The organism is Undibacterium sp. 5I1, from assembly GCF_034314085.1.
Taxonomy (GTDB): Bacteria; Pseudomonadota; Gammaproteobacteria; order Burkholderiales; family Burkholderiaceae_D; genus Undibacterium.
Map to the genome: position 1 here is coordinate 1,159,821 of NZ_JAVIWI010000001.1, position 12,434 is coordinate 1,172,254.

Consider the following 12,434-nt stretch of genomic DNA (forward strand, 5'->3'; position numbering starts at 1 on the left):
TGCAACTGGTGGCGATGATAAAGAGACAGTATCAAGCCGCGCTAATCGCGCCAGACAAGAAGGGCGAAGGTGGGGTTGCGTTCTTTGTCAAATGTTGGATTGGTTCGAGCAAGATCACTGCGAAAAATCGTCTGGCATTTAATAATTAAATAAGTCACTACTGACTTGATTTAATGAGAATGTTTTGGTAGACTCCATTTAATTTGCCTTTGCGAGCGAGCGATAAAGGATTCACATGAACACAGAATTTGAAATACAAGGATATGAAATGCCCCCAAATTCGACAGCGCTAGAGCAGCAAATGGCAGAAGTGCGTATCAGTGTGGGAAAGATGGCAGACGCTTTGACTAAGTTAGCCATTCTTGAAGAGCGCCATCAAGCAACGATTGCGCGTGTCGCCAAGATGGAAGACCGCATCATTGATGTCGCCAAAAAAAGTAACGACATGGAGCTTGCGCAAGTGCGGCATTTCGCGACCCTGGACGGCATCACAAGCACCATTCGCGTCTTGTGGGTAGTGGTCGGCACCACCTCCATCACTTTTATTGGCAAATTTGTAATGAGCTTTTTACATGTGGGAGCCATATAAAGATGAATTTTGATATTTGCGTATATCGGCTTCTGGGTAACGAAGGCCGTTACGTCAACGATTCGCGAGACCCAGGCGGTGAAACAAATTGGGGTATTTCCAAGCGAAGCTACCCATCATTAGATATTAAAAATCTGACGAAGGCACAAGCTGCTGCAATCTACAAGCGAGATTTTTGGGACCCTATTCAGCTAGATAAAGCACCACTAGGCGTCGCAAACCAGTTACTTGACTTCGCTGTCAATAGCGGGCTACAGACGGCTATTCGCGCCTTGCAACGAGCTGTAGGCGTTGCCGATGACGGCATTCTTGGTAACTACAGCAAGCAAGCAATCGCCAAGATGCAACTGCACGACATCATCATGCGGCTAATTGCAGAGCGAATCTTGTTCATGACTAACTGCAAAAATTGGGATTCTGCCGGTAAAGGCTGGATGCGCCGCATTGCACACCAACTTCAATATGGAGCTGACGATGTTTGAAAAATTAGGACTGTTTTACAACGTGTTCCGTCAAGGCCAAGCGGTCGCTGACGCAGCAAAGCTGAAAAACAAACAATTGCTTGCAAGCGCCTTAGCTATTTTTCTGGCTACGGTTGTCGGTATAGGAAAACAATATGGCTATGACTTTCACTTGTCGTCCAGCGATCTTAATAGCATTGCTGGCTTTGGCGCTGTCTTGTTCGGCTTGTTCAATGTTGGAGCAACGGTTGCATCTTCCGACAAAATCGGATTGCCCGCCAAAGAACCAGTTTCAACAAGCGACCCATCAATGCCAACAATACAAGAGGCTGTACGAGCCGCGCAACCGATGCAGTCCGAGCCTGATCTTGGAAACATCTGGCTTAATCCACCTCAACCAGGCGGCTGAATACGTTCGGTCAATCGACGGGTTGACCATCAAGACACATTGCAATTTTTAGACACACCACCAACAACGAAGGGCAACAAAATGGATATTCTGGGACTCATTAGCGCAGTACGCCAAGCTGAACAAGTAGCGGTAGCAATGGCGCCAACTTTAAACAATCTGGTTGCGGAAGCGGCAAAAACTTTTGGCTTAGATTCTTCGACCAACACACAAAAGCTGCAACACGTTCAAGATCGCCTTCGCGCTTATTGGCAATTTGCGGGAGAAGTTGGCGTTGATTTCGACAAAGCCTGGCCTGTCTTGTCTGTAGTAATTACCGGCATCGTAAAAGCGTATAACTTTAGCGGTGGCTGGACTACCGCGATCGCCGCTTTGAATGTAATCGCAGCAGCGTAACCTCTACTTGCGACATGCACAGACTTACTAAGTCGCAAATGTAGATTTTAAACAGCAGGCTCTTTAGCCTGCTTTTTATTGACCAAACGAAACCATACATGACAAATCCAGTAACTCCAAAGCGCTTTCTTGATGCGTTTAACGACCCAGATACGTTTCCAACGCTGGTCGATGTCGCTGACGAGCTTGGCTTATCGGTACAGACCGTTAAGAACCGCGCAGTGCTGTTGCGGCAAGACCCAAGCTACAAAAATGCCGTAATTCATCGCGGTAGAGGTTCAGTCCCAATGTCGGAGAACCTCGAAAAAATCACAGATGACTGGACAAAAGAAGAGTGCATTGAAGAGCTGCAACGCATCGCAAAAATAGACCCAGATAGAGTGATGACGCGCAATTATTTTCGCGTTAATGGGCGCATTGCTGAGTCTGTATGGAATCAATATTTTGGAACCTTTGAAGAGTTCCGCCGTCAAGCCGGATTAGTGCTGTCTCGTCAGCAGCATCAATTTGAGCGCCAAATTGCCAAGCACGTCTCGGTTGATCATTATCGCAAGGCAAATGATGAGCGTCGCAATTACGATGTAAAATATTTGCGTGATAAGTCAGGACGTTTTAAGACAGTCATGATCTGTTCCGACTTGCATGATATTGAGATTGATCCATTCTATTTGCGCGTATGGCTTGATACTGTCGCTCGCGTACAGCCAGACATTATTGTGTTTAATGGCGATATTTTCGACTTACCAGAGTTCGGCAAATACGGCGTTGATCCTCGCGAGTGGGATGTAGTAGGGCGCATTAAGTTTGCGCATGACAAAATCCTTGGACCAACAAGGGCGGTCGCGCCAGAAGCCCAAATCGATTTTATCGAAGGTAATCACGAAGCGCGCATGTTGCGCCATCTTTCAGATGAGACTCCGGCAATGCGAGCGGTTCTAGCGGAGCTTCATGGTTGGACTATTTCTAAGCTACTCGGCTTAGATCAGTTTGAGATCAACTATATTGCAAAGGCTGATTTGGCAGCCTTCACTAAGCGCGACTTCGAGAAAGAGTTGGCTCAAAACTACAAGGTGTATTTCGACACATTTCTGTGCCATCACTTCCCGCATGCTAGAAACCTCAAACTGCCTGGCGTTAATGGACATCACCATAAGCATATCGTCTGGTCAGACTTTACGCCGGTTTATGGTGCATTTGAGTGGCATCAGTTGGGTTCGGGTCATAAACGCGCCGCTTCTTATTGCGAAGGCGAAAAATGGCACATGGGCTTTGATATCGCACACATCGACACTCACACGAGAGCCACAATGCATGACTATGTGACTGTAACAGATATGTCAGTTTCGGGAGGCAAGTTTTATCACCGTCTGCCAACTGAGATCGATCATGCGGTTCCTAAAATGTTACTCATGAACGGTCATTAATTTAGCCAAAATAAAGTCTCTTTTCATATTGTTAGATAAGTCACCGCTGAGTTATAGTAGTGACTTGTTTAACCTCTTGTGGAATAGTTTATGTCACGTAACTTTGCAAAGAAACAATCTAAACGCTCATCCAACAAGCAAGAATTTCAAGATCAATCCATTGATCAGCGCTTTCACAAGATTCCAGACAAAATTGATCGTTCACCGATCACAGCATTAAAACCCAAGCAGCAGCAGTACATTAACGCCATTAAAAACTTTGACGTTACGTTCGCAACTGGACCTGCCGGCACTGGTAAAACCTACCTATGCGCAGCTCTAGCAGCACAGGAGCTTGACGCAAAGCGCATTGACAAGATCATCATTACTCGACCGGCAGTCGAAGCCGGAGAATCGTTAGGTTTTTTACCAGGCGAATTAGAAGAAAAGTTTGATCCATATCTCACACCATTCCGCGAGATATTAGATTTACGCCTAGGTAAAACATTTGTTGACTACTTGATTAAGAACAAGCGTATCGAGGCGGCTCCATTAGCGTTCATGCGTGGTCGTACCTTCACAAACGCTTGGGTGATTTTAGACGAAGCGCAAAACACCACACCGATGCAGATGAAGATGTTCCTGACTCGTATCGGCAAAGGCTGCAAGATGATTATTAATGGCGACGTTGACCAAAAAGACATCCCAGGCAAAAGCGGATTGGCGGACGCAATTGGGCGATTCAATCACATACCAGCAATTAAGCATGTGAAGTTCGATCGTGAAGATTCAGTCCGTCATGATTTAGTTCAAGATATTCTCTTGGGTTACGAAACAGAACCAGTGTAGCGCTTGAGTGTACTTGGATGAAAAGGGCGGTCTCGTGCCGCCTTTTTACTTGGGTGAGCTTGCTTGGGTGCCGCCGCTGTCTTCTATAAATACTTAACTATTATATAAACATGTAATACAGAAATAATTAAATACAGAATTAATGAAAAACGAGGCGAAACCTAATGACACACCCAATTAATATCGAGTTTTATGGCTCACAAGTCGGTTTCGACGAATGCGAAGTATTGGCCATTCAGAATATACATCACAAGCTTCTGATAAAAGAGGCGGCACTGTTCTCTAAAAAATGGTTTGACTACCGCTCAATGCATCCAACATTAGCGACTTACCTAGCGGTACATCACTACAACCGCGCTTATGGCTATTTTATGGGCGTAGCGATGGACAAAGGTAAGAAATACATGGCCGGCTTTCGCGGCAAAGACTTCATGCTTTCACGCGAAAAGCAATCCTTCTGGAAATTAAGGCAGCAAGCGGACGACACCGGAATACGATACGACTTCTTTATGTTGGAGGCGATGAAGTGGTGTATCGAGAACGGCTGGAGACAACCGCCGCGTCCAGCTCATATTTCAACGAATAATGACTTACTTATACAGGTAATGAATAAGTGGGAAATGGAAAGCAGGGCGAAGATTCAGTGGGCGACAGACTGTCGTTATCGCGCAGAGCTATTTGTTGGATCGCCAGACCAGCTCGCCTATGAGAATCATATTGCCACTCGCATCATGCAAAAGCCACATCCAAAATTCGCAATCTATGCAGCGCTGTACCAATATGACGCGCTTCGCATTGAGGAAGCGTTAAGACGTTTCCCTACCGAGACAATTAATGACGCTATGCATGTTTCCGTGATTTTCAGTCAAAAGTAAGTCACAACTGAACTATAATGTGACTGTTCTAATTCACAAACTAAATCGAGGTAAATTAAATGACCCCAGTTTCATCATCCGAAGTCCAAGCTAAACGTCTGCGGGAAGAGCAAATCGAAGAAGGGCGACGAATGGCAGTATCCAACTCAACAGATGAGTCGGCACCTGAATCAAGTAATCGCACAACGATTAGTCTTCCGTTCGGCAGCGTTCGCCCTAACTCAGCGACGTTAGAGCATTCAGTTTGGAAAGGCGATTCCAAAGAATCAGTGAAGCGCTACACGCCGGCAAAAGTGCCAAACAAAGTTCCGCTCAAGGGTCATGAAGCGTTTTTGAAAGCGCTTGAAATCAACAACGCCACAGTGCGTATTGAAAAGGCATCGACGGGAGAAATTATTGTTGGACGAGTAAAGCACTCTGATAAGTTTAGCGTCACGATTAATGCGCCAATCGCTTCAGCAGATTTTTTGTCTAATGTTACTCCAATTGACCGCGTCATATTCAAGCATGACATCAGCGAATTTGCGGCACTGACACCTAAGTCGGAATCAGCGCAATGACAACAGATGTCCTAGAAGTTGCAGAACAAGCTGTCTCGGACATGATTGCAGGCTCTTTTACGGGAGTTTCGCCAACTGCCAGTGCGCCGAGCGTCACACTTGAAGCAGATAAATACGAGTTCGATGCTGACTTTCAGCTCAAAGTCGCCACACATACTTTACGTGATCTGAACTTTATGCGTAAAGCTGGCCACTTGATCAAGCCAGAATACTTTGAAGATGTTGGCGTGCAAGCGATGGTCAACATGGCTTTGCGCTTCTATCAAAAGTGGGGAACAGTTCCGCAGACAGCGATTGCAGGCAAGCAGTTGCTTAGTGAAGACTTGACCGCAAAAGTGATTCGCGCCGACGTAAAGCCTTTAGCTTTAAGTGCTTTTAAGTCGGTGTTTGGCGCCAGCGCAGATTTAAGTAACGGTGATTGGGTTGCGGCTCAAGTTGCTGAATTTGCCCGTCATCAGGCCGTCTCGCAAGCCATCTACCAGTCCGTGAACCTTCTTGAAAAGAAGAGCTTCACCAAGATTGAGCAATTAATCAAGATGGCTACGGAAGTAGGCGTCAACGTAGATAGTAACGAGTATGACTACTTTGAAAAAATCGAAGAGCGTACACGCAAGCGGATAGACAAGGCAGCAGGAATATTACCGCCGTCCGGTATTACAACCGGACAGAACATGATTGATAACTTGTTGTATCACCGAGGTTGGGGTCGCAAAGAACTCTCAATCATCTTAGGGGGTGCCAAGTCAGGTAAGACCACCGCGTTAATCAACTTTGCAAAGGCGGCGGCATTGTCAGGTTTTAACGTCTTGTATGCGACCTTAGAGGTTGCGTCCGAGATTTTATCGGAGCGTCTTGATGCAACGATAACCGATATTGCCATTAAAGACCTTGGCTTAAAGATGCATGAAGTGCGCTCGAAAGTAGAAGCGGCGGTCGCTCGTTCAGGCAAATTTAAGGTACATGAGTATCCATCAGGAACTTTTACGCCAAACCAACTGCGTCAGCTAATCGAGCGTTACAAGTCACCGGCGCTGATGCCCGACGGCTCAACTCGCGATCCAATTAAGTTCGACTTGGTCGTAGTGGATTACGCAGACATTATGGCGCCAAACTTTCGTAGTACGGACACGATTGAAAATTCCAAAAACGTATATCTGGATTTACGGGCAATCGCTTTTGATGAAAACGTAGCGATGCTGTCCGCAACGCAGGGTAATCGTGAAGGCGCCAAAGCAACTGTACTGAATGCCACGCACGTCGCGGATGACTACAACAAAGTCCGCACCGTTGACATCATGATTTCTATCAACATGACGGAAGAAGAGCGCGCTAACGGCGAAGCCAGGCTGCACTTTGCTGCGTCAAGGAACCAAGAGGGCGGTATTACGATTTTCATTAAGCAAGAACTTGCCAAGATGAAATTTATAGCTTCTATTTTAAGGATCGAATAATGAACATTAGCTGCGTTTTATTGGTGGCTTACTTGAGCCTAATGGTGGGTCGTGCATTCGCTGACGGAGTTGGCACCGCTCTCGTATTTTTGCTGTGCTTGGGCATTCCAGCCTTGCTCGGCGTGTTGGCGGGTCTTAGCTTTAAAAAGCGTCACTAGCATGCGTTCTGACAGAGGCGATCTCAATGAGGCGATTGCTTCTCTCGACATGGAATACTGGCTTGACCGTGAGGGCGTGAACTACAAACACACTCGCGGATCAAGCGGTCGCCAGGCTAACGTAAAAGAGTGCCCTTGCTGCGGTAACTCCAAGTGGAAGGTCTACATTGGTCTTGAGTCGGGCTTAGGCAATTGCTTCGTCTGTGAGCAGAAATTTAGTCGTTGGGGGTTCATTCAGAACTACCTTGGCTTGTCGAATGTAGATACGGTCAACCATATCTTCGCGGCAGCAAAAGATCAAGGTTGGAGACCGCCACGCGTAACGTCGGTCGCAACATCGAACACAAATAAGCTTGCTTTGCCAGCATCGATCGCGTTGCCACATAACGGTCGCAATATGAAGTATTTGGAGAATCGCGGCATTACTAGCTCGATTGCGTCCTATTTTGGATTGCGTTACTCGCATGAGGGAAAGTTTAAATACAGGAATGATGATGGCAAAAGCATGGTTCAAGACTATGCCAAGCGAATCATTATTCCTATCTTTGATTTAGAAGGCGATCTGGTCAGTTTTCAAGGGCGAGATATCGCCGGCGACGCAGAGAAGAAGTATTTATTTCCACCTGGATTTTCGTCAACTGGAACGCAGCTTTATAACGGACAAAACGCCATCGGTGCGGAGCATGTAGTAATCGGCGAAGGTGTGTTTGACGTGGCAGCGACCAAGATTGCGCTTGATGGCGATATGAAGTTGCGTGACGTAGTGCCGGTCGGAAGCTTCGGTAAGCATTTGTCGCATGGAGATAACGAGAGTCAGCTAGGCAAGCTCATGACGTTAAAAGAGCAAGGCTTAAAGTTCGTTACATTCATGTGGGACGGCGAGGACAAAGCGATTGATGCGGCGGTAGAAGCGGCGCTGATTGTGCATAAGTTTGGTCTGACGGCGCGAGTAGCAATTCTGCCAAAAGATAAAGATCCTAACGAAGTGGCGCCTTCGGTTGTTCGTGCTGCTTTTTGGCAAGCCGAGACAATTAATGCAGGCGTGGCGACGCGGTTACGGTTAAAGAAAAGGTAGTTTCGGCTATCTTTAAAATAAGTCATAACTGACTGTTAAAGCCTGAATCTGGTCAATATACTGTGACTTATAGAGAAAACTAAGCGAGGGCTAAATGTTCATGATTACAGAATCGGTGTACATGTTGCACACGCATGGCACCAAATTTTATGAAATGGTTTTGTTTGAAAAAGAGGGCGAAAACTCTGCGGTATTAATTAAGCGTTATGGGCCAGTCGGCGATAAAGGTCTTGGCACACATGGACAAATAAAGATTGAGTCCGGCACAAACAATGAAATGCGTAATGCGTTTCAAGTGACATTAATAAAAAAGAACAGCATTCGAGATGGCGGTAGATACAACGCTAATCGAATTGGTATCCCTGCGATTCATAATGAACTGGGTAAAAAGTTTGGACACGACTCGACGCCATATTTGAAACATTACGGGCCGGGTAAAGCATTCAAATACTTACTAAATTGGACACTTAATTGGAATAGCACAAAAGATGAGAACCCAATTATTGAAGAAGGTTTGAACCAAGAAATTAAACCACCACGCGACGCCAATTGGGGCAGTTGGTAAAGAGGAGCAGCTATGAATGAAACTACAAAAAACTTTCCACCTTCTGCGTCGCATGGAGGCGATAACGCTTACTACCTAAAAGGCTGTGATCAGGTCGGGCATCAACCTTCTTATGCGGCATGTTTGTGGAAGATCGCAGAGACGGAAGCTAGCCGCCCGAACTCGCTGTTTGGCTCTTGTCCAGATGAAATACGAAGCGGTCGTTGTCAGGCGATCAATATGCGTCAGGAAGAGCAACTTAAAGGCGTTGCGCTGTACTACTTTCCGCGTCAGTTTATTCAGCATCAGGTCATCACTAACCTGACACCGGCAGAGAATATTCCACGCGTCAGTAAGCCAGTATCGCGTCCGGTGACGACTCTCGCAGCTACGACAAGCAAAGCGCCTCAAACCGCACAAGATAAAGAGTTCGACGGCGATCAGGGCTACGCGGCAGCAATTAATGCGGCAATGCAAGAGACGCTTGCAAGTGCAGGTCCATCGCCAGGCGATACACCCATCGACAGAACTATTAAAGCAGCCTCTTTGCCAAATTTTACTCAGCCAGAGTCGCAACCAGCTTTACGTACCAATACTCGACTGCCGATCAATCCTGGCGAATCACCTTTGCAGTATGCCCGCCGTATCGCAGCAACAAAAACCACTACCACTTTGGAGAATATATGAAACTGACCATGAACACGAATGAAGTATTAGCGTTAATTGATAGCATTGCCACAACGTCGGGCAAAAACGACAAAATTGCGATGCTAAAAGCGGCTGAGTCGTCAGACACGTTGAAGAAAGTATTGCAGGCGACCTACGACCCGACAATAACTTATGGCATTCGTGCCGTGCCCAACCGCACGGCTCTGCATGATACCGGCGAGCTATTTAATGAGCAGACCTGGAACATCCTGTCGCAGATGCGCAATCGCACACTGACCGGCAGCGCGATGCTCGCGGCGGTCGCCTATGAACTAGACCGCCTGTCGGTTGCGTCAGCCGAGCTATTAAAGCGCATCATGCTCAAAGACATGCGCGCTGGATTCTCAGAAGAGACCTGCAATAAAGTTTGGCCCGGATTGGTGCCGGATTTTCCTTATCAGCGTTGCTCTTTGCCAAAAGACGCTAAGTTTGAAGAATGGGATTGGGAAGGCGGCGTAATCAGTCAAGAGAAGGCTGATGGCATGTTCACGAACGTCAACTATGAGCATGGCGGCAATGTGTTTATTTTCAGTCGCGCTGGCAGCATGCTACCGATGGACAAGTTCGAATCTCTGGCTGCGGCAGTTCAGTCTTCGTTCCCTTCTGGAACGCAATCACATGGCGAGCTAATCGTGTATCGCGGTAGTGAATTACTGCCACGCGAAATCGGTAATGGCATCTTGACCAGCGTCTTAAAAGGCGGCGATTTTGGTGAGGGCGAATATCCGGTCTTTTTGGTGTGGGATCAAATTAACTTAGAGAGCGTCAAACCAAAGGGCAAATACATTACGCCGTACAAAATGCGTTTGGCTAACTTGATCGACCAATTACGCGGGAACACTAATAAGTCCATCAAAGTGATTGATACGCGTATCGTGAAAAGTCTGGAAGACGCGTACAAGCATTATGGCGAATTGCTGGCAAAAGGCAAGGAAGGCACGATCTTGAAGAAGAAGACTGCTATCTGGAAAGACGGTACAAGTAAGGAGCAGATTAAGCTCAAGCTGGAGTTCGAGTCTGACTTGGAAATCGTAGCAATTGTGCCAGGCAAGGACAACGGTAAAAACGAAGGACGCGCTGGCAGTCTGACATGCAAAACTGCATGCGGTGGCTTAGTGGTTGACGTCTCAATCAAAGGCGAAAAAATGCGTGATCAAGTAGACGCCAACCCGGACGACTGGGTCGGTCGCATTATGCCGGTCGTTGCAAATATGATTATGCGTCCATCCGAATCGAATCACCTTCACTCGCTTTTTTTGCCGCGCTTCTCTCAGCCCATCTACCGTACCGACAAAACAGTCGCCGACAATTTGAGCCGCGCTTACGAAAACGAAGCCGCAGCAAAAACGGGCGCCGCAATCTTGAAAAAAGCAGCGTAATTTTTCTAACAAATACAGGAATACGACAATGAGTGAAGACGAATTAAATGCACTGAAGGCTACAATGCCCTGGCAAGAGCGACTTTTTAACACCAATCGCGGCGCCATCGTACAGGTAGTTGATGTGAACGGTATGGAAGTGCCGCTGTTCACGATGACAAAGTTTCTTATTATGATCACCAACAAGCTGGCGCAACCAGTAAAGGAGCGTTCAAATGCGTAGCAGTCAGAAACCCACGCTGAAACACGAAACAATGGGAAAGTGTGATCCTCATGAAGTGTACGAGCATCCCGCTTTTGGCATGATCGGCATGGGCATCGTCAATGGTGGCGACTCTACGTTGTTTGGCTCCGATATTAAGCATGGTCAACGCATCACCATCACAATCAAAAAGGCAGAACATAAGCGCAATCTGTCGAATGATTGGTATTTCGGACGTGAAGAGCTAATTGAGGTTGAAATGAGCCATTCTCAGTTTGCTGAGTTCATCACGAACCCAAACCGTGGCGATGGGATTCCCTGCACGATTAAGCATGTTAATCACACTATTGTGCCAAGCATTGAACAAGTAGAAACCAAGCATGAAATGCTTCGCCGCGAAATCGAGCGCTCTGCAAAAGAGCGGTTGGCAAAAGCAGTAGAGAAGTGCGAACAGCTTGGCGCACTCATTGAGTCGGGTAAATTGCCAAAAGCCGAACTTCGTCAGATTCATGCAGACCTAAAGCGTGAATTGGCATATTTGCCAGGATCAGTTGGTTTCGTTGTAGAGCAGGGGCAAGAGGCGCTTGAAAGAGCGACGACCGCAGCAAAAATCGATATCGAGGCAACGATCAACAACCACGTCAACCGCTTAGGCTTAGAGACAGCAAAGGCATTAGGCATCGTCGGCCCTAATTACACTCAATCAACCGATTTAACCATCATAGAGGAGATTCAAGTATGAAGCGTATCACGACTCTCACAGGACCATCCTGTGCCGGTAAAAGCACTCTCGAAAACATGTTGGCGGAGCGGGGCTGTTTGAAGGGTGTATCAACTACAACTCGTTCGCCACGACCAGGCGAAAAGGAAGGTGTCGATTACTACTTTGTCAGCAAGTCTGAGTTTAAGCGTTTGGCGGCTCAAGGCGCGTTTATTGAGGCTGTGCCTTTTGGCGATCACATGTACGGCATGTCTGTCATGGAGGTAAATCGCTTATTCGCGCAAGGTGATCATATCGTTATCGTCTGCGAACCAATTGGTGCGGCTCAGATTCGCTTATGGGTTTCAGGGCAAGAAGGCATTAAGCTGACACAGGCTTTTGTAGACAATCCTAACTCTGTGATTGCTGAGCGCTTTTTGGACCGCGTTACAAAAGAAATGGCAGAAGTCGCTTCTAAAGGCAGTTCTGCCGACGCTTACGCTAAAGTCAGCAAGACTTACGCCGACCGCCTTAACATCATCATGACAGTAGAAAGTCACTGGCGTGAAAAAGCAACGGAGTACGATATGTATCTATCTCGCTTCGACGCTCAAAATTGTAATGCCGCCGCAGACCTTCTAGCAATCGGCGCTACGCATGCTTAGCTGATGTCAT

At 47.0% G+C, this 12,434-nt stretch carries 17 protein-coding genes; all 17 read left to right on the top strand.

Annotation, left to right across the window (positions count from 1 at the left end):
- Positions 1–235 precede the first annotated feature (235 nt).
- The 17 genes from RGU72_RS05080 to RGU72_RS05160 all read left to right on the top strand — a co-directional run bounded on the left by RGU72_RS05080 (position 236) and on the right by RGU72_RS05160 (position 12,424).
- Entirely contained in the window at positions 236–589 is a 354-nt protein-coding gene (locus tag RGU72_RS05080; protein WP_322118693.1) for a hypothetical protein, read from the top strand.
- Positions 590–591: 2 nt separating this feature from the next.
- The gene (locus RGU72_RS05085; RefSeq protein ID WP_322118694.1) at positions 592–1,071 is read left to right on the top strand and encodes a glycoside hydrolase family 108 protein; all 480 of its coding nucleotides are present in this window, start codon (positions 592–594) and stop codon (positions 1,069–1,071) included.
- Positions 1,064–1,459 (top strand): hypothetical protein, encoded by a 396-nt coding sequence (locus RGU72_RS05090; protein ID WP_322118695.1) that lies wholly within the window; start codon positions 1,064–1,066, stop codon positions 1,457–1,459. Before RGU72_RS05085 ends, RGU72_RS05090 begins: the two co-directional genes overlap by 8 nt.
- Before the next feature lie 81 nt (positions 1,460–1,540).
- Positions 1,541–1,855, top strand: a complete 315-nt coding sequence (locus tag RGU72_RS05095) for a hypothetical protein (RefSeq protein WP_322118696.1) — start codon at positions 1,541–1,543, stop codon at positions 1,853–1,855.
- Positions 1,856–1,953: 98 nt separating this feature from the next.
- Positions 1,954–3,279 carry a metallophosphoesterase gene (locus tag RGU72_RS05100; RefSeq protein WP_322118697.1) on the top strand — a complete coding sequence of 442 codons (1,326 nt, stop codon included), beginning with the start codon at positions 1,954–1,956 and terminating at the stop codon, positions 3,277–3,279.
- Positions 3,280–3,369: 90 nt separating this feature from the next.
- Positions 3,370–4,107: a PhoH family protein gene (locus RGU72_RS05105; protein ID WP_322118698.1), complete on the top strand. Its 738-nt coding sequence runs from the start codon at positions 3,370–3,372 to the stop codon at positions 4,105–4,107.
- 164 nt (positions 4,108–4,271) lie between these two features.
- The gene (locus RGU72_RS05110; RefSeq protein WP_322118699.1) at positions 4,272–4,982 is read left to right on the top strand and encodes a hypothetical protein; all 711 of its coding nucleotides are present in this window, start codon (positions 4,272–4,274) and stop codon (positions 4,980–4,982) included.
- A 59-nt stretch (positions 4,983–5,041) separates the two neighbouring features.
- The gene (locus tag RGU72_RS05115) at positions 5,042–5,542 is read left to right on the top strand and encodes a hypothetical protein (RefSeq protein ID WP_322118700.1); all 501 of its coding nucleotides are present in this window, start codon (positions 5,042–5,044) and stop codon (positions 5,540–5,542) included.
- The gene (locus RGU72_RS05120; protein ID WP_322118701.1) at positions 5,539–6,993 is read left to right on the top strand and encodes a DnaB-like helicase C-terminal domain-containing protein; all 1,455 of its coding nucleotides are present in this window, start codon (positions 5,539–5,541) and stop codon (positions 6,991–6,993) included. Before RGU72_RS05115 ends, RGU72_RS05120 begins: the two co-directional genes overlap by 4 nt.
- Positions 6,993–7,151, top strand: a complete 159-nt coding sequence (locus RGU72_RS05125) for a hypothetical protein (RefSeq protein WP_322118702.1) — start codon at positions 6,993–6,995, stop codon at positions 7,149–7,151. Before RGU72_RS05120 ends, RGU72_RS05125 begins: the two co-directional genes overlap by 1 nt.
- A 1-nt stretch (position 7,152) precedes the next feature.
- Positions 7,153–8,226: a hypothetical protein gene (locus RGU72_RS05130; protein ID WP_322118703.1), complete on the top strand. Its 1,074-nt coding sequence runs from the start codon at positions 7,153–7,155 to the stop codon at positions 8,224–8,226.
- 94 nt (positions 8,227–8,320) lie between these two features.
- A complete protein-coding gene (locus RGU72_RS05135) occupies positions 8,321–8,791 on the top strand; it encodes a hypothetical protein (protein ID WP_322118704.1) in 471 nt (156 codons plus the stop codon).
- Between the two features lie 12 nt (positions 8,792–8,803).
- Positions 8,804–9,457 carry a hypothetical protein gene (locus RGU72_RS05140; protein ID WP_322118705.1) on the top strand — a complete coding sequence of 218 codons (654 nt, stop codon included), beginning with the start codon at positions 8,804–8,806 and terminating at the stop codon, positions 9,455–9,457.
- Positions 9,454–10,857 (top strand): hypothetical protein, encoded by a 1,404-nt coding sequence (locus RGU72_RS05145; RefSeq protein WP_322118706.1) that lies wholly within the window; start codon positions 9,454–9,456, stop codon positions 10,855–10,857. The genes RGU72_RS05140 and RGU72_RS05145 overlap by 4 nt, the downstream gene beginning before the upstream one ends.
- Before the next feature lie 28 nt (positions 10,858–10,885).
- Complete coding sequence (locus RGU72_RS05150; protein WP_322118707.1) at positions 10,886–11,080, top strand: hypothetical protein; 195 nt, start codon at positions 10,886–10,888, stop codon at positions 11,078–11,080.
- Entirely contained in the window at positions 11,073–11,801 is a 729-nt protein-coding gene (locus RGU72_RS05155) for a hypothetical protein (RefSeq protein WP_322118708.1), read from the top strand. Before RGU72_RS05150 ends, RGU72_RS05155 begins: the two co-directional genes overlap by 8 nt.
- Positions 11,798–12,424 carry a guanylate kinase gene (locus RGU72_RS05160; RefSeq protein WP_322118709.1) on the top strand — a complete coding sequence of 209 codons (627 nt, stop codon included), beginning with the start codon at positions 11,798–11,800 and terminating at the stop codon, positions 12,422–12,424. The genes RGU72_RS05155 and RGU72_RS05160 overlap by 4 nt, the downstream gene beginning before the upstream one ends.
- Positions 12,425–12,434 lie beyond the last annotated feature (10 nt).

Excerpts from the sequence above, each read along its gene's own strand:
- RGU72_RS05080 (WP_322118693.1), top strand. The coding sequence starts at position 236 with ATGAACACAGAATTTGAAATACAAGGATATGAAATGCCCCCAAATTCG.
- RGU72_RS05085 (WP_322118694.1), top strand. The coding sequence starts at position 592 with ATGAATTTTGATATTTGCGTATATCGGCTTCTGGGTAACGAAGGCCGT.
- RGU72_RS05090 (WP_322118695.1), top strand. The coding sequence starts at position 1,064 with ATGTTTGAAAAATTAGGACTGTTTTACAACGTGTTCCGTCAAGGCCAA.
- RGU72_RS05095 (WP_322118696.1), top strand. The coding sequence starts at position 1,541 with ATGGATATTCTGGGACTCATTAGCGCAGTACGCCAAGCTGAACAAGTA.
- RGU72_RS05100 (WP_322118697.1), top strand. The coding sequence starts at position 1,954 with ATGACAAATCCAGTAACTCCAAAGCGCTTTCTTGATGCGTTTAACGAC.
- RGU72_RS05105 (WP_322118698.1), top strand. The coding sequence starts at position 3,370 with ATGTCACGTAACTTTGCAAAGAAACAATCTAAACGCTCATCCAACAAG.
- RGU72_RS05110 (WP_322118699.1), top strand. The coding sequence starts at position 4,272 with ATGACACACCCAATTAATATCGAGTTTTATGGCTCACAAGTCGGTTTC.
- RGU72_RS05115 (WP_322118700.1), top strand. The coding sequence starts at position 5,042 with ATGACCCCAGTTTCATCATCCGAAGTCCAAGCTAAACGTCTGCGGGAA.
- RGU72_RS05120 (WP_322118701.1), top strand. The coding sequence starts at position 5,539 with ATGACAACAGATGTCCTAGAAGTTGCAGAACAAGCTGTCTCGGACATG.
- RGU72_RS05125 (WP_322118702.1), top strand. The coding sequence starts at position 6,993 with ATGAACATTAGCTGCGTTTTATTGGTGGCTTACTTGAGCCTAATGGTG.
- RGU72_RS05130 (WP_322118703.1), top strand. The coding sequence starts at position 7,153 with ATGCGTTCTGACAGAGGCGATCTCAATGAGGCGATTGCTTCTCTCGAC.
- RGU72_RS05135 (WP_322118704.1), top strand. The coding sequence starts at position 8,321 with ATGTTCATGATTACAGAATCGGTGTACATGTTGCACACGCATGGCACC.
- RGU72_RS05140 (WP_322118705.1), top strand. The coding sequence starts at position 8,804 with ATGAATGAAACTACAAAAAACTTTCCACCTTCTGCGTCGCATGGAGGC.
- RGU72_RS05145 (WP_322118706.1), top strand. The coding sequence starts at position 9,454 with ATGAAACTGACCATGAACACGAATGAAGTATTAGCGTTAATTGATAGC.
- RGU72_RS05150 (WP_322118707.1), top strand. The coding sequence starts at position 10,886 with ATGAGTGAAGACGAATTAAATGCACTGAAGGCTACAATGCCCTGGCAA.
- RGU72_RS05155 (WP_322118708.1), top strand. The coding sequence starts at position 11,073 with ATGCGTAGCAGTCAGAAACCCACGCTGAAACACGAAACAATGGGAAAG.
- RGU72_RS05160 (WP_322118709.1), top strand. The coding sequence starts at position 11,798 with ATGAAGCGTATCACGACTCTCACAGGACCATCCTGTGCCGGTAAAAGC.